An 18,352-nucleotide genomic window follows, 5' to 3' on the forward strand; every position below is an offset into this window, starting at 1 on the left:
TGTTTTTAAAATGATACTTCAAGATTTAGTTCATAAATATTATTTTGGTCTAATGCTTTGTCATTGTGCTCTGCATTTAAAATTAATCGTAAATATTTATTAACAGTGTAAGAGACTCCACCTATGTAGCGGTTAGTACCTCTATGGTCGTCTGTTTTTAAGTGAAAGGAATCATATCTTCCCCAAATGGCTAATGGTGTTTTTTTAATTTTATATTCACCAAAAAAACTATATCCATTGTTTTTAATAGGCTTGTTGGTACCTTTATATAAATAGCTGGCTCTAAAATCTCCAACACCTTTATGTGTTTGTGCTGTTAAGGTTAGTTGTTTTCCTGTATACGTAATAAATCCTAAAACCTGGTTAAAGTCTGGTGCTTCTTCACTATTCCCTTTCCCAAAATTAAAATACCCACTAAAATGAAGTTCTGGTAAAGTGTTTGCAAAGGGCCTAACAGATAAACGTCCTGAGATTACTTTATTATTGTTTTTTTCTTCACCAGAATATCCGGCTCCGTTATAAATACCAATTACATAACTGGCATACATACCGGGTAAAGCTCCGTTAACTTCTTTTAAAAATTTTTTATCCATTGCAGGACCAATATTACCTCCAAAAGTTACACCAAAATCGGCAGAATTAAAAATTCTATTTCTTTCAATAAACATATTGTCTTGTACTCTGTAGGTGTTTATTTTTTGTTCATAATCTAACCAAGGTGTGTGAACCATACCAACCTCTATCCAATTACCTGTAAATACATCACTATTAAAATTAGGTTTGGCTTTTACATAAAGATATTTTAATCGCGTTTCTATATTACCTGCATCAGGGCCATCTCTGTCTACCGTTAAATCCATAGTGTATCTTACCGAAAAGGTTTCATCTAAGTCCTTTTTTAAAGTAAAATAACTTCGTTTTAAAACAAAAGCACTTTTATGCTCGTTTACAAGACCTTTTTCATCATCAGCTTGTGTTTGGGCAATTCCATCTCTATAAGCTATAAACCAATTACCAGACATTTTAAGAAAATTTGCTATTGTAATTCCTTTCTCATCAGTATCGATGCCATTTTTTTGATTTTGTGCAGTAGACCAAGACGAAAAATAAAACAAAGCAATAAACAAGATGCACGTTTTTAACTTCATATTCAAGGTATTAAATTGAAGTTGCTAAAAACTTTACACCATACACAAGTATTATACTAACTACAAGTCCTATAAAAACTTTAAATAAGTCTTTACCTAAACTGTTAAACATATCTTTACGAGCTTCATTTTTACGTAATACAAAGTTTAATGCAATTTCTCTACCCGCTAAAATCCCTATAAAAACCCACGTAGTACTCATTGGTACATTGTTTAGTTCTTTAAAATAAAACAGCACAATACCGTAGGTAAAATCAATTAAAGTAGCCGCACGAATATCTACCGTGTTGGTTTTAGAACGGATAATACTCTGTATTGCTCCACCTTTAGATGCAATTATGTAAGCCAAAAGGCCTAAAATAATCACCAAAGAACCAATCAGTTCCCAGATATTTAAAGATCTAGGTAAGTATACGTAAATATTTGCAAAATCTTGAATTAACCATTGCGACCACAAAAAACCTGTAGATAACCATTGTAAGGCGGTCCAAATATTTTTTTGCTTATTTGTAATTGGGTTTTCAATAAATTTCTTTTCAACACTTTTAGATATAATTAAATACAGCACAATAGCGGCTCCAAAGGCTACCAAATAACCAGACATCGATTTTACAACCATATCCGTTAAGTTTTTTTCATTAAAAAAAGTAAGTATTAAAAAAGACGTACTTACAGGTATTCCTGTACGCGTTAAAAGCATTAATACAATTGGAGGCAAAATATAATACCAAGCAAATGGTTTAGGTAAAGGGTATTTTGCTAACCTTCCATAAGAAACATCTCCATTATGAGTAACGTAACCGTAAATTAATGTTACGGCAAGTATACCACCAGCAAAAAGCCATAGAACCCACCATTTTTTACGTTCATTAGAACTTAAAAAGGTTCCTAATGTTTGTATGGTGTCATTTCCTACAACAGAATACGCTGCTAAGAAAAAACCTAAATACATTACTGTTAATTCCATAGGTAAATTAAATTATTTATAATTTAATTCAAAGGAATACTATTACAAAACAGTAGATGTTAAGTAATTATTATTATACTATAAAGTTTGTAGCAGTAGAAGTTATTTTCTTAATGCCAGTTCTTTTTTTATGTTTTTTATATCAAAATGCATAAAAAGAGACATCGGTATAAAGAATAAAGGTAAAAAAGTATGAAAAGACAAACCATTGTTAACGGTAGAGAAAACAGCAAATACAACCATTAAAAGGATAACAATCATTTTAATAATAAAATAATTTTTCTGTTTTTTTAATTTCGTTAAAAGCTCTTCTTTGGTGTAGGTAGAAAATTCTGAAGCCATAATTATTGAATGTTATTTAAAAAAAAAATCCACTCATAAATATAAGTGGATTTTTTTTTATGAAATATTTTAAAAGTCTAGCAAAACTCTTCGTAAGCCTGTGCTAAATTTTGTGCAATCATTTGTGCAGATCTACCTTCAATATGGTGACGCTCTAACATATGCACTAAATTACCATCTTTAAACAATGCTATTGCTGGTGATGATGGAGGAAAAGGAACCATAAACTCACGTGCTCTTTGTGTAGATTCTTTTTCTACACCTGCAAAAACAGTAGTTAAGTTTGTTGGCACTTTGTCAGCTCCAAGAGAAGCAATTGCTCCTGGTCTTGCAGTACCTGCAGCACAACCACAAACAGAGTTTACCATCACTAAAGTTGTTCCTTTTTTAGATATTGCGTTTTCAACATCTTCACCTGTATATAATGCTTCAAAACCAGCTTTGATTAATTCATCACGCATTGGTTTTACTAATTCTTCTGGATACATATTTTCTATATTTAAAAATACAAAGATAAGTATAAGTTAAAGAAAAGTCAACTTTATAAAAGTAGTTGTTTCAATAGAAACATCAATAAAATTGATATCATAGTGTTCTTTTTTGTTTTAGGGCATGCCCATTTTTAAGTAAAAGTTTCGTTGCACTACACTTTTATTTAAAAATCGTCAGGCTTTTCGCACTCGCTTTTTTTGAGAAAAACAAAAAAGAGCTCAAACAAATGCTACAATCCTTCATGCAAATAAGTTGCAAAGTAAAAATAAGTAACAAAGTTGCAGAGCCAAGTTTTCTAAAAATCTAACAATCCAATTTTTATAACTATAAATCGTTGTTTCTTTGAAACTTTGTAACTTTGCCGCTTATTAAAAATATATATGGGAAGTTTTACAAAATGGTTAGGAGCAGGATTAGGATTTACTTTTGGTGGTCCAATAGGTGCGGCCATTGGTTTTGCAGTAGGTAGTTTTGTAGATGGTTTTTCAGAAAAAGACTTAACGCAAGAACAAATACATTACGAAAGAAGCAGGCAATCTAATGGTGGCAGAAGTGCTGCAGACACACAATCTGGAGATTTTGAAATGAGTTTACTTGTTTTAGCATCTATCGTTATAAAATCTGACGGAAAAGTAGATCAAAGAGAGTTAGACTTTGTACGTACACAATTTGTGGGTATGTACGGTAAAGAAAGAGCAAACAATGCCTTTAAACTCTTTAGCGGAATTATAAAAAAGGAAGTTTCTGCACGTCAAGTTTGTATTCAGATTCGTCAAAACATGTCGCACGCATCACGTTTACAACTGTTGCATTTCTTGTTTGGTATTGCAAAAGCAGATGAATTTGTAGCCGAATCAGAAGTAGAAGAAATAAGAAAAATAGCAGGGTATTTATACATCAATCAAAATGATTTTGAATCTATTAAAGCCATGTTTTATGATTCTTCAGAAAATGCTTATAAAATTTTAGAAATAGAAAAAACAGCAACAGATGCAGAAGTAAAAACTGGATATAGAAAAATGGTAAAAAAATACCATCCAGATAAATTACAAGGCCTAGGAGAAGAGCATTTAAAAGGCGTAAACGAAAAGTTTCAAAGCATACAAGCTGCTTATGAACAAATTAAAAAAGAACGAGGTTTATAAATAGCATTTTAAAATTTCAGCACTTTTAAAGTGGCAAAGTTAGACCAGCGTAAGGGTTCAGCTTTGCCACTTTGTGGTTTTAGTACTTTTTTCTACCTTAAAACTTTGCTACTTTCAACTGACTAAAATTAGAAGAAAATCCTTAATTTCGCACTCTTATCAGAAAATAGATATGATGAAAGCGAAATTTCCTGAATATAAAGGACTTGACTTACCAAAAGTAGCAGAAGAAATTCTTAACTATTGGCAAGAAAACAACATTTTTGAAAAAAGTGTAACATCAAGAGAAAATGCAAAACCTTTTGTGTTTTTTGAAGGACCACCTTCTGCAAACGGACTTCCAGGAGTTCACCATGTTTTAGCAAGAGCAATTAAAGATATTTTTCCAAGATATAAAACCATGAAAGGTTTCCAGGTAAAGCGTAAAGCTGGTTGGGATACACATGGTTTACCAATAGAATTGGGAGTAGAGAAAGAGTTAGGAATTACTAAAGAAGATATTGGGAAAACCATTTCTGTAGAAGATTATAACGCAGCTTGTAGAAAAGCCGTAATGAAATATACAGATGTTTGGCACGATTTAACCAATAAAATGGGGTATTGGGTAGATATGGAAGATCCATATATTACGTATGAACCTAAATACATGGAATCTGTTTGGTGGCTTTTAAAAGAAATTTACAACAAAAAGTTAATATATAAAGGATATACAATTCAGCCTTATTCGCCAAAGGCAGGTACCGGTTTAAGCTCTCACGAGTTAAATCAACCAGGAACATACCAAGATGTAACAGATACAACGGTTGTTGCACAATTTAAAGCAGTAGCAAAAACACTTCCAGATTTTTTACAAAACGAAGGAACAGTTTATTTTATAGCTTGGACAACAACACCTTGGACTTTGCCAAGTAATACCGCATTAACGGTTGGGCCTAAAATTGAATATGTTTTAGTAGAAACGTTTAATCAATATACATTTGAACCTATAAAAGTAATTTTAGCTAAAAAATTAGTTGGAAAACAATTTGCAGGTAAAAACAATGTAGAAGTAGCAACTTCAGCAGAATTAAGTACTTACAATGCTGGTGATAAAAAAATACCTTACCACGTTATTAAAGAGTTTGTTGGTAAAGATTTAGTAGATATTAAATACGAACCCGTTTTAGATTACTGTCGTCCAAACGATAATCCGCAAGATGCTTTTAGAGTAATTGCAGGAGATTTTGTTACTACAGAAGACGGAACAGGAATTGTACATACCGCACCAACTTTTGGGGCAGATGATGCATTGGTTGCAAAACAAGCAGTGCCACCAATACCACCAATGTTGGTAAAAGATGAAAATGATAATTTAGTTCCTTTAGTAAATTTACAAGGAAAATTTAGACCAGAAATGGGCGAATTTGCAGGTAAATATGTAAAGAACGAATATTATAATGATGGAGAAGCACCAGAAAGATCTATTGATGTTGAGTTAGCAATTAAATTAAAAACAGAAAATAAAGCTTTTAAAGTAGAAAAATACAAACACAGTTATCCAAACTGTTGGCGTACAGATAAACCAATCTTATATTATCCATTAGATTCTTGGTTTATTAAAGTAACCGATGTTAAAGATAGAATGCACTCTTTAAACAAAACTATTAACTGGAAACCTGAATCTACAGGGACAGGACGTTTTGGAAACTGGTTAGCAAATGCAAACGATTGGAATTTATCTCGTTCTCGTTATTGGGGAATTCCATTACCAATCTGGAGAACAGAAGATGGTAAAGAAGAAATTTGTATTGGTTCTGTAAAAGAACTTAAATCAGAAATGCAACGTGCCGTTGAGGCAGGTGTTTTAAAATCTGACATTTTTGAAGATTTTGAAGTTGATAACAACTCAGAAGAAAACTATGCGAAAATAGATTTGCATAAAAATATTGTGGATGAAATTGTATTAGTTTCAGCAAGCGGACAACCAATGAAACGTGAAAGCGATTTAATTGATGTATGGTTCGATTCTGGTTCTATGCCGTATGCACAATGGCATTACCCGTTTGAAAATAAACAAAAAATTGACGGAAACGAATCTTTTCCTGCAGATTTTATTGCAGAAGGAGTAGACCAAACACGTGGTTGGTTTTATACTTTACATGCAATTGCAACAATGGTTTTCGATTCTGTAGCGTATAAAAATGTAGTTTCTAACGGTTTAGTTTTAGATAAAAACGGACATAAAATGTCTAAACGTCTAGGGAACGCAACAGATCCTTTTACAACATTATCTACGTATGGTGCAGATGCAACACGTTGGTACATGATTGCAAATGCAAACCCTTGGGACAATTTAAAATTTGATTTAGAAGGAATAGAAGAGGTAAAACGTAAGTTTTTTGGAACTTTATATAACACCTATTCTTTCTTTACTTTATATACAAATCTTGATGGCTTTTCTTATGAAGAAGCAGATATTTCTTTAGAAAAAAGACCAGAAATAGACCGTTGGGTTTTATCAGAATTACATACTTTAATTGCTAAAGTAGATAAATTCTATGAAGAATATGAACCTACAAGAGCTGCAAGAGCAATATCAGACTTTACACAAGATTATTTAAGTAACTGGTACGTGCGTTTAAGTAGAAGACGTTTTTGGAAAGGAGATTATCAAACAGATAAAATTTCTGCATATCAAACTTTATACACGTGTATGAATACGATTGCAAAATTAGCTTCTCCAATTGCGCCATTCTTTATGGACAGGTTGTATCAAGATTTAAACTCTGTAACGGGTAAAGAAACATCAGAAAGTATTCATTTATCTGATTTTCCTGTATACGATGCAAGTTTTGTTGATAAAAGCTTAGAGCGTAAAATGGAAAATGCACAAATTATATCATCTTTAGTTTTATCACTTAGAGCAAAAGAAAAGATAAAAGTGCGTCAACCATTACAAAAAATTATGATTCCTGTTGATAGTGAGCAGCAAAAAGAAGAAATTTTAGCTGTTGCAAACTTAATTCAGAATGAAGTAAACATTAAAGAAATTCAGATTTTAGATGATGCTTCAGATATTTTAATCAAACAAATTAAGCCGAATTTTAAAACATTAGGTCCAAAGTTTGGAAAAGACATGCGCTTTATAGCGGCTGAGGTTCAAAAGTTCAATCAAGAAGATATTAACAAAATAGAAAAAGATAAAAACATTCTTCTTGACATTAATGGAAAAAATATTACTTTGGAGCTCTCGGATGTAGAAATATCATCTAAGGATATAGAAGGTTGGTTGGTTGCAAATGAAGGAGCGTTAACAGTTGCTTTAGATGTTACAATAACAGAAGAATTACGTAAAGAAGGAGTTGCTAGAGAATTGGTAAACAGAATTCAGAATGCACGTAAAGACACTGGTTTAGAAGTAACAGATAGAATAAAGTTGACGGTTTTAAATTTTGAGAACTTACAGAAATCTATCATAGATAATAAAGAGTACATTATGAGTGAAACATTAACTAAAGAATTGGTTTTTGTAGATGAGTTAAACGGTGGTACAGAAATTGAATTTGATACCATAAAAAGTAAAATATTAATCGAAAAAATATAAGATTTATGTCAGACGTAAAACTAAAATACTCAGCGGAAGACTTACAAGAGTTTAAGGCAATCATAGAGAAAAAAATAGCAAGAGCACAAGAAGATTTAGAGTTGTTAAAAGCAGCATATAAAAATGATTCTAATAATGGTACAGATGATACTTCTCATTCATTTAAGTCATTTGATGAAGGTTCTGAGGTAATGAATAAGGAAGCTAATGTTCAGTTGGCTATTAGACAAGAAAAATTTATTAGAGATCTAAAAAATGCTTTGTTACGTATAGAAAATAGAACGTATGGTGTTTGTAGAGTAACGGGTAAATTAATACAGAAAGAACGTTTAAAAATAGTACCTCATGCAACTTTAAGTATCGAGGCAAAACGTAAACAATAATCGTTTTATATAAAATATAATTATCTAAAAGCTTCTTCTATAAGGAGCTTTTTTTATTCTATGAAAATACGTTTCGTTATTTTATGTTGTTTTATTTCTACTGTGATTTTATCGCAGAAAAAAGTTTTGAAAAAATTTGAAACCCAGTCTAAAGAAATAGAAATTTTTACATTTGGGTTAGATGATGTTGTAATAGAAAATTCTACATCTAATTTTGTAGAAGTTTATTTAATAGCAGAAAATATAGAAGAGCAACATATTCAATATAAAGAAGAATATAATTTGGTGAAAATTCAATTCGAAATACCAGAAAATATCCCGGAAGAAAAAGTTTTTAGAAAGTTTATTACAGAAAGATTGCATAGAGCAAGTGCTGTTATAAAGATTCCGAAAAATAAAGAAATTACCATTTTTGGTGATGAAATAAATATTGAATCTAAGAGCTACAAAGGCGATTTAAATATTTATATTGAAAAAGGTATTTTAAAATTGCATACTATTTACGCAAGTTTAAAGGTTAAAATGTATGCAGGTAACCTTTATGCAGCTGTTAATAAAGCCAATATAGATGTAGTTTCTAAAACAGGTAAGATAAAAATTAACGATAATTTAGTTGAAAAATCGTACAAAAAAAAGGAAGAAAAATCAGGTGAAAAAATTAGCATAAATTCTATAAAAGCTAATATTTTCTTAACAACCCAATAAACACAATAATATTGTTATTTTTGTGAGCACAAAATAAAGAAAAATGTCAAAAAAGAATCTTGCTATTCTAACTATAAGTATCGCAATTATTTTAGATCAGATTATAAAAATATATGTAAAAACGCACTTTGTTTTAGGAGAAGAAGTTGTTGTTTTTAATTGGTTTAAAATTCATTTTGTAGAAAACAACGGAATGGCAATGGGGTTTGAGTTTGGTGGTAAAGCAGGGAAACTTTTTTTAACACTTTTTAGATTGGTTGCCGTAACAGGAATTATTTATTGGTTGGTACAAAATATCAAGAAAAAAGTACACAACGCTGTTATTATTGCTATCGGATTAATTTTTTCTGGGGCAGTTGGTAATATTATAGATTCTGTTTTTTACGGAGTTATTTTTGATGGGTCTAGCCATAAAGTAGCGACACTTTTTGCAGACAAACCTTATGGAGAATTATTTCATGGTAGAGTAGTAGATATGTTTTATTTTCCCTTATGGGAAGGCGTTTTACCAGGTTGGATCCCTGTAATAGGAGGAGAGTTCTTTACTTTCTTTCAGTATATCTTTAACCCAGCAGATGCTTTTATAAGTGTTGGTGTTGCTTTGTTGTTTCTTTTTAGCAAGCAAGCTTTTCCTAAAGAAGAGATTGTAAAAGAATAATCTTTTTTTCAATTTTACTACCTTTATAGAAAGTTTAAAAAGATGCGCTTTCTAAAATACCTTATTGTTTTTTTTGTTGGATTTTTTATCGCCAAGTTTTGGTGCTATAAAAAGGAGGAACACCACAAACAAGAAGAAATACAAGTGGTTGTAAACTCTATTAAAAACTTAAGCAAGTTAGTTGTTTCTAAGGGAACTTTCTCTGAAGTTTATAATTATTCTGATTCTAAAAAATATTTTTACGATTATCTTTCTTTTGATAAAAAAGCAATTGTTACTGTTAATGCAGTTGTAGAGGTTGGTTACGATTTATCTAAAATAGAAATTCAAATAGATTCTGTGGGTAAGAAAATCATCATCAATAAAATACCAACTCAAGAAGTTATTATTTCTCCTGATATTAAATATTTCGATTTACAACAAAGTCAGTTTAATGTTTTTTCTAAAGAAGAATTGAATAAAATTAATCAAAAAAGTATTGAGAAGATTAAACAAACAATTGAAGTAACGGATTTAAAAGAAAAATCAAAAACAAGATTGTTTGAAGAGTTATCTAAACTATACCTACTTTCTGCAATTTACAATTGGCAAGTGGTAGATAATACGAGTTCTGGTTTTTTTAATGATTTTATAAAGGTTAAAGATTAAAAAAAAAAGGCTATCAAAAATTAATTTGATAGCCTTTTTTAATTTTTTCAGAGTTTTTATTAAAACCCTGATCCAGGAATCTCAGGAGAAGCTGCTTGCGCTTTCTGTGGGTTTAGTATTAAATAGGTTCCTAATGCAGTTAAGGCTGCATATTTACCATAATTTCCTATTTTTTTAATAGCTTGTTTACGAGTAATTTCTTCTGTATTTTTTATGTTTTTTTTCATAATGTTTAGTTTTAAAATGATTGCTATTATTCTAAAATTATTTTTTTGTTTAACTTACCTTTTTCTGTTTCAAGTTTTACAAGGTAAACACCTTTAGCTAATAGCGGTAAGGCAATATCTTTAGTTCCGTTAGAAGTAAAAGCAGTTTTTACTACTTGTTTACCAAGCATACTGTACAACTTAATATTAGCATTACCTTGTGGTAAACCAGCGATTCTTAAAGTAGTATTATCTAATTTATAGATGCTTGTATTTTCTAAAGTTGCCGTTCCATCTATACTTAAAGTGCTATTGGTTGTATGAATGTAAAAACGACCAATTCCGTCTAAATTTTTAGATAAAGTAACTTTATAAGTGCTGTTTGCTTCATTTAAAGGAGTAAAGGTATTTGTAAGTCTGTCTTCTAAAAATATTTTTAAATCATCATTAAAGTTAGATGCGTTTAAAGAAAAAGTAATCTCTTTACCCGCTGCAGCTTTAATTCCTACAGGAATCTCCATACTATCATAATTAGCATCTGGTAATGTTTGTATTGCTAGTTTTTTTCCTTGATTATTAGAAACTAATTGAGTAAATACTTCAAAACTAGAAGCAACACCATTAAACATTTTAGAGTCGTATCCATTGTCAAAATCTGTAGTTTTACCTGCTAGGTAGAAAACTTTAGTGGATTTTTTTGTATCGTTATTTTCAATAAACAATTCAAAAGATGTTTTAGGAGTTTGTCTCATAAAAGTATCTGTACCATGATGACTTCTATTAGCAGTAGAAAATGCTATTGTTCCGTTTGTAGAAGCTTCTACAAAGAAACCTTGTCCTGGTGCAATTTCAATTGGGTCTATAGCATTGTATGATTTATATTCAGTACCATTCCATAACCAAATTGTTTTTTCTGTAAGGAGACTTGTATTTGTAGTTGCAAAGGTTTCTGAGTTAACAAAAGATGTAAAAGGATTACCAATTAAATTAAATTTATTTCTAGAACCTGTTGCTGATACAGGGAAAAATATGTTACTAGTATTTAAGTTACCGGTAGAAGATAATTCTCCAGGAGCATCTAATTTTACAGATACACCTAATCCAGGAACATAAGCACCTGTACTAGCTATATTTGCGTACAACCATGGAGTAATACCATTATTAAGATAATTACCAATTCCTATATTACTACCTGTACCGGTTGCAAACGTATTATTTGCAATAATATTTTCTAATGTTTCATTTGCAATAGGTGTAGATGCTAAATACCAATTTGTTGTTGGTATATTTCTTTTAAAAGTTACTGGACCGGTTACAGTACTTTGTGGTTTAAACGTTGCACCAGAGTTAATTGTTAAACTGTTAAATGTAACTGCGCTGCTTGCTGTTGGGTAGGTGGCTAAACCACTAGGAATAATTATGTCTGCATTTGCTGGAGGCACAGCATTTCTATCCCAGTTTACTGTAATAGTCCAATCATTATTAAATGCCCCTGTCCAAGTATACACACTTGATTGTATGGTAATTGAAGCAGATGCACTATTAGCACATGGTCCTGTAGTTTGGTAGGTAACACTATATGTACCTAACGTTGAAGCAGAAAGGTCAATTTCTCCTGTACTAGCATTTATACTTAAGCCTGCAGTAGAAGAAAAGTTTCCACCAGAAACACCAGTAATAGTTGGTGTTGGGTCTGTGTCATTATTGATATAATTAGTAGCAGAATAACTAAAGCTAGCGTCATCTATGGCATTTATGGTAATACTTACATTAGAACTATTCGGACACGTCCCTGTAGTTGTATAGGTTACAATATAGCTTCCTAGAGTAGAAGCAGAAAGGTCAATTTCTCCTGTACTAGTATTTATACTTAACCCTGTGGTAGAAGAAAAAGTTCCACCTCCTAGACCAGTAATCGTTGGTGTTGGGTCTGCATCATTTGCACAATATGCAGCAGCAGTATAATTAAAACTTGCATCGTCTGCAGCATTTATAGTTAGTATAACATTTGAGCTATTAGCGCATGTTCCTGATGTTGTATAGGTTACAATATAGCTTCCTGGAGTAGAAGCGGAAAGATCAACCTCACCAGAACTAGTATTAATTGATAAACCTGCACTACTTGAAAAAGTTCCACCTACTACACCAGTAATTGTTGGAGTTGGGTCTGCACCAGTTGCGCAATACGAAGCGGCAGAATAATTAAAACTTGGATTGTCTAAAGCATTAATTGTAACAGAAACATTAGAACTATTAGGACATGCACCAGCAGTAGTATAGATTACTGAATAAGTTCCTGGAGTAGAGGCTGAAACATCTATTTGTCCTGTACTAGTATTTATACTTAATCCTGCGGTAGAAGAAAAACCTCCACCAGCTAGACCTGTAATTGTTGGGCTAGGGTCGCTATCGCTAGTACAAAAGGTTGTTGAACCATAATTAAAAGAAGCATCGTCTGCTGCTGTAGTGGTAATTGTAACGGTACCGCAAGGGCCTGTTGTTGTACAGCCTCCTTCTCCTCTAACAAAATAAGTTGTACTTGGCGAAGTTGGTATAACATTTATAGAGTTACCAGTAGTTGTACCTACAAGAGTTCCTCCACAAGAGCCGGTATAAACATGCCATTGTGTAGCATCATTTAAATTGCCAGCTATGTTTAAGGTAGCAGTACTTCCTTCACAGACGGTTGCTGGAGAAAAGGTTACTGAAGCAACATCTGGTTCCGTACAAGGTACAGCGCATGTTACGCTTGGGGATGGGTAGTTAATAGGGCTTATACCTATTGGAGAAGTACTTCCTGCAGTCCAGTTAGAAGCATTGTTAATAGCTGCTAATAATGCCGAAGACGTACCTGTTAGAGTACCTGTATAACGATTGTTATCTAATTCTGGAGTACCTGGGTATAGTGAAATACAGTTTACCCCATTTGTAAGACCTAAAGGGAGCATTGAGTGAGATCCAGAATTTATATAACTCGAATTATTAGTTCCCCATTTTGTTAATGCGTCAAAAGAAGCAGGGATATAATCTCCATGAACACCAGCAAGAAAAACAGGTGAAGCAGGTTTTGCTCCAGATCCTCCTCTGTAAGCTAATATTTGATCACCTCCACTTGATAGGCTAAAAGAGCCTAATGAATGTGCTATTGTTCCTGTTCCTGCTGTAATACTAAAAGTATTGGGTGCTATTTCTCTTATTTCTACAATTGTTCCACAAGATAATCCTGTAGCTGGAGCAGTATATTTAATATGGCCTTCATCATTAACGTACCATGTATTGGTACTCGAGTTCCAACCATTTTCTCCGAAATAAATTTCTGTGTTAGCTGGTATATCAGTTAATGAAATCCAAGTAAATCCATCATCTGCGTCTGTATGAAAACCAATAAAAGCAATGTCTCCTGCCTTAAGTTGTGCAAAAGATTTAGGAATGTAAAGCATTCCTATAAGTGTTAAAAAAAGTAGTAGTTTTTTCATAATTATTTGGTTAAAAGTTTATTAAGCTATAGTTTGTGTTTTATATAAAAACAAAAATAGGAAATTGACTTGACTCAAAAACAGGGGTAAATACCTATTTATTAATCAAATTATTGTTTTACAGGTTTTAATGGCATAAATAAGCATTATTCCACCCACCAACTTGTTTGTTCTTTGTAGAGTCTATTTTATATTGAAACTGCTCCATTTTTTCTTTTATAATTTTTTTGTACCCGTTATTTTTAAAGTTTAATTCTAAAAGATGGTGTTCGAAACTAGTACGTTTAGTTGAAAAACTAGCTTTTAGAGATCCTCGTGGTCCAATTAATTTAGCTTCTTCTGGGTTGGTTTTCTTTTCAAGAAAGTCATTAATAAGAAGTCCATTTTCATATCCTAATAGAGCAAATACGGAAGGTAACTTACCATACGCCTCATTATATTCATTTACAAATTTTTTATTTTCTTTTGAATTTAATATTTCAGACCAAGTTGTTAAACAGCGTGTTCCTTCAAATATTTCTGGGAATTGGTCTAGTATTTTATTTTCTATTGTAAATGGTCCAGTATATAAAGGTGTTGTTTTATTTATTTTGTTTTCTTTTAAGAATGTAGCATGTTCTTGTGCATAAATACCATTATGAAAGGCAAAAATTGCATCAGCTTTAACTTCTTGAGCAAACTCCTTCATAATTTTAGCTTCATTTTTACGAGGTTCCATTGGGGTAATAAAGTGTCCTGCAAATTGCCCTTTTCCATTACTATAAAGTGCTTTTTCCATCGCTTCTATAAACCCGTAACCAGCATCATAGTAGCATGTAGATAAACCAATGTTGTTAAGGTTGTTTTTTAAGAAATATTCTCCTAATTTTAATGTAGAACCATAAAGATCTAATGAATTACACCAAACGTAGTTTTTATCTTCTAAAGAGATAGGTTTTGTGGCTCCCAGATCTGAATAAATTAATGGTTCTTCAGTTCCTTCAACAAATTCTAGAATTTCTTTTAAATCAAAATGACCTAATAAACCTGTTGTTATTAGAACATCTTCTTGATTTACTAGTTTTTGTAAACTATTAATTATTGCTTTAGAATCTGTACCCAAACCAATACCTTCTATTTTAATATTAACATTTTTTCCTAAAGATAGTTTTAGACCGTTTAAAAATTCTTTTCCCATTTTTGGGAATGCTTTAGACATTGGTAATAATACTCCTACGTTTTTCACATTGTATATTTTAAATAAAAAAAGGGAACTCTATAGAATTCCCTTCATTTTTTTGTTATTATAATTAGCTTCTAGATGGATAAATACCCAATTGAGCTATACACACATTAATTCCTAGAAAAGGATTTCTAGATTCAAATGGTTGACTAGATCCAGCAGCACTTGTTGTTCCAGAAACGTTTACATCTAATAATCCAGAAGCAGTTCCGTCAGATTCCATAAAGATTTCTAGTTGAGAACCTCCAGAAGCAAGTTTGTTTTCAGATGCTCCAGTTTCATTAATAGCAGTTCCTCCATCTAGTGTTTCAATACTTCCATTAACAGTTCCATTTACTAAAGCATGACTGTGAGATGGTAAGTTTAATTGGTTAAGAGCAATTTGTTCTAACCCACCTCTTTCTCCCCAGTCAATTGTACTTAATCCTGGTCCATGACCAATGTGTACAATACTTCTTCCTCTTAAATCTGGTAACCCAAAACTTGTTCTACCATCACCCCCAAAGGTGGTTCCTAAAAGTGAAAATAAAGCTGTGTTAGAAGATATTGCTAATATTTGTCCGTCGCATTTAGCCCAACCTCTTGGCGCAAAATTAAATCCGAATGGTTGAATTTGTCCTACAAATGGCTCCATAATTTTATTTTTTAATTGTTTATATTAAGTGTGTTTATCCAATAAAATCTAAATTGGTATCGGAAATGTTTAATTTTTTAACTTCTTGAAGGAAAAATGCCTTGTAAAGCAATACATACATTAATTCCTAGAAATGGATTTCTATTATAAAAAGCTTGATTTCCACCAGAAGCAGTAGTTGTTCCAGAGATGTTTACATCTAATGTTCCAGATTGAGTTCCGTCAGACTCCATATAAATTTCTAATTGAGATCCACCAGAGGCTAATTTATTTTCTGCGGTTCCGGTTTCGTTAATTGCAGTTCCGCCATCTAGCGTAGTAAGACTAGCATTTGCAACACCGTTAACTAAAGCATGACTGTGTTGTGGCATGTTTGTTTGGTTTAATGTTATGTATTCATGACCACCGCGTTCTCCCCAAGCAATTGTGCTTAATCCGGGCCCATTACCAATATGTACAATACTTCTTCCTCTTAATTCGGGAAGTCCAAATGATGTTCTACCATCCCCCCCAAAAGTGGTTCCTAATAAAGAAAAAAGTGCTGAGTAACTTGCAATAGGTAATAATTGTCCGTCGCATTTTGCCCAACCTCTTGGTGCAAAATTAAATCCGAATGGTTGAATTTGTCCTAAAAATGGATCCATAATAATAAATTTAAGTAGTTAATATTTAGTTTATCCAAATTTATAAGTATTAATTAATAGATTTTAGAGCGCTAAGTACTGAAAACAAAAAAGGGTATAAATACTTGTTTTATAAATATTTATACCCTTTTTGTTAAGGCGATTGCAATTATAAGTTAAAATCTGGTGTAATCTCTATTAATTTTTTTTGAATACCATAAATAACCAAGCCAGCTACATTTTTAGATTGTGTTTTAAGAAGTAAATTATTTCTGTGTCCTTCTACGGTTCTTGGACTTATAAAAAGTTTGTCTGCAATTTCTGCGGTGGTGTATTGATCGCAAATTAATTCTAAAACATCAATTTCTCTTTTAGAAAGCAGCTTTTTATCTAAATCGCTTTTTATACGTTTTCCACTCGATGAAATGATGTTTTCATGAATAATCTTTAATACCTTTTCATCATAATAAAACCCTTTGTCGCTTACTTCATTAATGGTGTGAACTACCATTTTAGGGCTTGTGTTTTTAAGTAGATAAGAAGAGGCGCCAACATCTATCATATTGGTAATAAAAGATTTTCCGTCGAAACTGGTTAAAGCAATTATTTTAATTTCTGGATGTTTTTTATGAATTATCTTAGTAGCTTCTACACCATTTATTTCTGGCATTTTTAAATCCATTAAAATAATGTCTGGTTTTTCTTCTGTATTAGATATAAAATCGATTAATTCTTTACCATTTTCTGCTTCAAAAGAAATAGTAAGATTCGCTTCTCTTTCTAATAAAAAACGAATTCCTTTTCTAAAAAGTTCTTCATCATCTGCAATTATAATATTAATTTTTTTCATCATCTTGAGGGTATATTACAATTAAAATTTTAAAACCGTTGCCTATTTCACTACCAATACTATACTGTCCGTTTAATAAAGAAATTCTACTTTCTATGTTTTTCATACCAAGACCTTTTTTATTATCTATGTTATCAGTATTAAAACCAATACCATTGTCTGTATAGCTAAAAATTAATTTATTGTTTTTTTGAGAAATGTGTATGGTACTATTATTTGCTTTTCCGTGCCTTACAGAGTTGTTAATTAACTCTTGGGTAATTCTAAATAAGTGTAGTTCGTTTTGTGGGTTTAAAAATTTATTAGGGTAGTTTATAGTGTATTCAATATCAATTTTTCTACTATTATTAAAGGAGTCCGCAAGTTCTTCTACAGCATCTTTAAAACCAAATTCTTCTAAAATAGGTGGTAATAAATTGTGCGCAATCTTACGGGCACTTTCTAAGGTTTTGTCTGTTGCTTCTAAGATGCCATTGTTAACAATTAGGTATTCTTCTGGCGATAATTCTCCGTCTTTTAAAAGGTTGGCATTTAAGTTAATTACATTTAATTTAGAGCTAATATCATCATGTAAATCTTGTGCAATACGTTTGCGTTCTTCTTCTTGCGTTATAATAATAGATTGTATAATTTCTTTTTGATGTGTAACTTCTAGGTTTTTTTTCTCTAATTCCTTCTCCACTATTTTTTTTCTTGAGAAGAAAAAAAATAATAGTAAAGCAACCCCCATTAGAAGGAGCATTAAAACACCTATTAATACTATTGTTATCACTTGATTTTCTTGAGCAAAAAATTCTTCCATTAAGAGGTTTTAAAAACGTCAAAAACGAATTTACGGAATAATTTTTTATATAAAGGTAGTTGTTGCTTTGTGAAATAAAAAACTCAAATTAAAAATCAGGGGTTTATACGTATTTTGGCTTTTAAATACATTTACATTATAAGTTGCTTTTAAAATTTAAAGGTTTTCTAAAATTTTGATACCACTCTACAAAAATAGCTATCTGAAAAAACAAGTATAAAATACTATTAAATAACCAAACATAAAATTTTACTTCTTTACTACCAATGTTACCTAAAGTGAAGATTAATGTGCTACAAAGTGTGTATACAAAAAAACCAGAATTAAAGTAGATGTATTTTTTGTTTGTATTGGAATCTATCTTTTTTATAAAAAAGTAAAAACTATATATAATTAAGGGTATTGAAGTAATGGCAATTTCTAATTCACTCCATTTTACGTAGATCTTAGGTTTTTTTATTAGATAGG

17 protein-coding genes are annotated in these 18,352 nt (G+C 31.4%); 6 read left to right on the top strand and 11 right to left on the bottom strand.

The window, feature by feature from the left end:
* Positions 1-5 precede the first annotated feature (5 nt).
* From GQR92_RS13835 to GQR92_RS13850, 4 genes are all read right to left on the bottom strand, one after another.
* A complete protein-coding gene (locus GQR92_RS13835; RefSeq protein WP_158840522.1) occupies positions 6-1,148 on the bottom strand; it encodes a hypothetical protein in 1,143 nt (380 codons plus the stop codon).
* A 10-nt stretch (positions 1,149-1,158) separates the two neighbouring features.
* Positions 1,159-2,115 (bottom strand): hypothetical protein, encoded by a 957-nt coding sequence (locus GQR92_RS13840; protein WP_158840524.1) that lies wholly within the window; start codon positions 2,113-2,115, stop codon positions 1,159-1,161.
* Positions 2,116-2,217: 102 nt separating this feature from the next.
* Positions 2,218-2,457, bottom strand: coding sequence for a hypothetical protein (locus GQR92_RS13845; protein ID WP_158840526.1), 240 nt, complete (start codon positions 2,455-2,457; stop codon positions 2,218-2,220).
* Positions 2,458-2,534: 77 nt separating this feature from the next.
* Positions 2,535-2,945 carry a BrxA/BrxB family bacilliredoxin gene (locus GQR92_RS13850; protein ID WP_158840528.1) on the bottom strand — a complete coding sequence of 137 codons (411 nt, stop codon included), beginning with the start codon at positions 2,943-2,945 and terminating at the stop codon, positions 2,535-2,537.
* A gap of 384 nt (positions 2,946-3,329) precedes the next feature.
* On the opposite strand from GQR92_RS13850, the gene GQR92_RS13855 reads away from it, so the two are divergent.
* From GQR92_RS13855 to GQR92_RS13880, 6 genes are all read left to right on the top strand, one after another.
* On the top strand, positions 3,330-4,094 hold the full coding sequence (locus GQR92_RS13855) for a TerB family tellurite resistance protein (protein ID WP_158840530.1): 765 nt from the start codon (positions 3,330-3,332) through the stop codon (positions 4,092-4,094).
* A 175-nt stretch (positions 4,095-4,269) separates the two neighbouring features.
* Positions 4,270-7,677, top strand: coding sequence for an isoleucine--tRNA ligase (gene ileS / locus GQR92_RS13860; protein WP_158842171.1), 3,408 nt, complete (start codon positions 4,270-4,272; stop codon positions 7,675-7,677).
* Positions 7,678-7,682: 5 nt separating this feature from the next.
* Positions 7,683-8,060 carry a TraR/DksA family transcriptional regulator gene (locus tag GQR92_RS13865; RefSeq protein ID WP_158840532.1) on the top strand — a complete coding sequence of 126 codons (378 nt, stop codon included), beginning with the start codon at positions 7,683-7,685 and terminating at the stop codon, positions 8,058-8,060.
* Between the two features lie 126 nt (positions 8,061-8,186).
* On the top strand, positions 8,187-8,765 hold the full coding sequence (locus tag GQR92_RS13870; RefSeq protein WP_158840534.1) for a hypothetical protein: 579 nt from the start codon (positions 8,187-8,189) through the stop codon (positions 8,763-8,765).
* Positions 8,766-8,808: 43 nt separating this feature from the next.
* Positions 8,809-9,423, top strand: coding sequence for a lipoprotein signal peptidase (locus tag GQR92_RS13875; RefSeq protein WP_158840536.1), 615 nt, complete (start codon positions 8,809-8,811; stop codon positions 9,421-9,423).
* A gap of 42 nt (positions 9,424-9,465) precedes the next feature.
* The gene (locus tag GQR92_RS13880) at positions 9,466-10,071 is read left to right on the top strand and encodes a DUF4230 domain-containing protein (RefSeq protein WP_158840538.1); all 606 of its coding nucleotides are present in this window, start codon (positions 9,466-9,468) and stop codon (positions 10,069-10,071) included.
* A gap of 59 nt (positions 10,072-10,130) precedes the next feature.
* On the opposite strand, the gene GQR92_RS17835 is transcribed toward GQR92_RS13880, so the two are convergent.
* The 7 genes from GQR92_RS17835 to GQR92_RS13910 all read right to left on the bottom strand — a co-directional run bounded on the left by GQR92_RS17835 (position 10,131) and on the right by GQR92_RS13910 (position 17,884).
* Entirely contained in the window at positions 10,131-10,298 is a 168-nt protein-coding gene (locus GQR92_RS17835) for a hypothetical protein (RefSeq protein WP_199269143.1), read from the bottom strand.
* A 26-nt stretch (positions 10,299-10,324) separates the two neighbouring features.
* Entirely contained in the window at positions 10,325-13,753 is a 3,429-nt protein-coding gene (locus GQR92_RS13885; protein WP_158840540.1) for a T9SS type A sorting domain-containing protein, read from the bottom strand.
* Positions 13,754-13,880: 127 nt separating this feature from the next.
* On the bottom strand, positions 13,881-14,978 hold the full coding sequence (locus tag GQR92_RS13890; protein ID WP_158840542.1) for an ABC transporter substrate-binding protein: 1,098 nt from the start codon (positions 14,976-14,978) through the stop codon (positions 13,881-13,883).
* A 64-nt stretch (positions 14,979-15,042) separates the two neighbouring features.
* A complete protein-coding gene (locus tag GQR92_RS13895; RefSeq protein WP_158840544.1) occupies positions 15,043-15,609 on the bottom strand; it encodes a phage tail protein in 567 nt (188 codons plus the stop codon).
* 77 nt (positions 15,610-15,686) lie between these two features.
* Positions 15,687-16,253 (bottom strand): phage tail protein, encoded by a 567-nt coding sequence (locus GQR92_RS13900; protein ID WP_158840546.1) that lies wholly within the window; start codon positions 16,251-16,253, stop codon positions 15,687-15,689.
* A gap of 148 nt (positions 16,254-16,401) precedes the next feature.
* On the bottom strand, positions 16,402-17,085 hold the full coding sequence (locus GQR92_RS13905) for a response regulator transcription factor (RefSeq protein ID WP_158840548.1): 684 nt from the start codon (positions 17,083-17,085) through the stop codon (positions 16,402-16,404).
* Positions 17,069-17,884 carry a sensor histidine kinase gene (locus tag GQR92_RS13910; protein WP_158840550.1) on the bottom strand — a complete coding sequence of 272 codons (816 nt, stop codon included), beginning with the start codon at positions 17,882-17,884 and terminating at the stop codon, positions 17,069-17,071. Before GQR92_RS13910 ends, GQR92_RS13905 begins: the two co-directional genes overlap by 17 nt.
* Between the last annotated feature and the right edge of the window lie 468 nt (positions 17,885-18,352).

It is taken from the genome of Polaribacter sp. L3A8 (assembly GCF_009796785.1).
Taxonomy (GTDB): Bacteria; Bacteroidota; Bacteroidia; order Flavobacteriales; family Flavobacteriaceae; genus Polaribacter.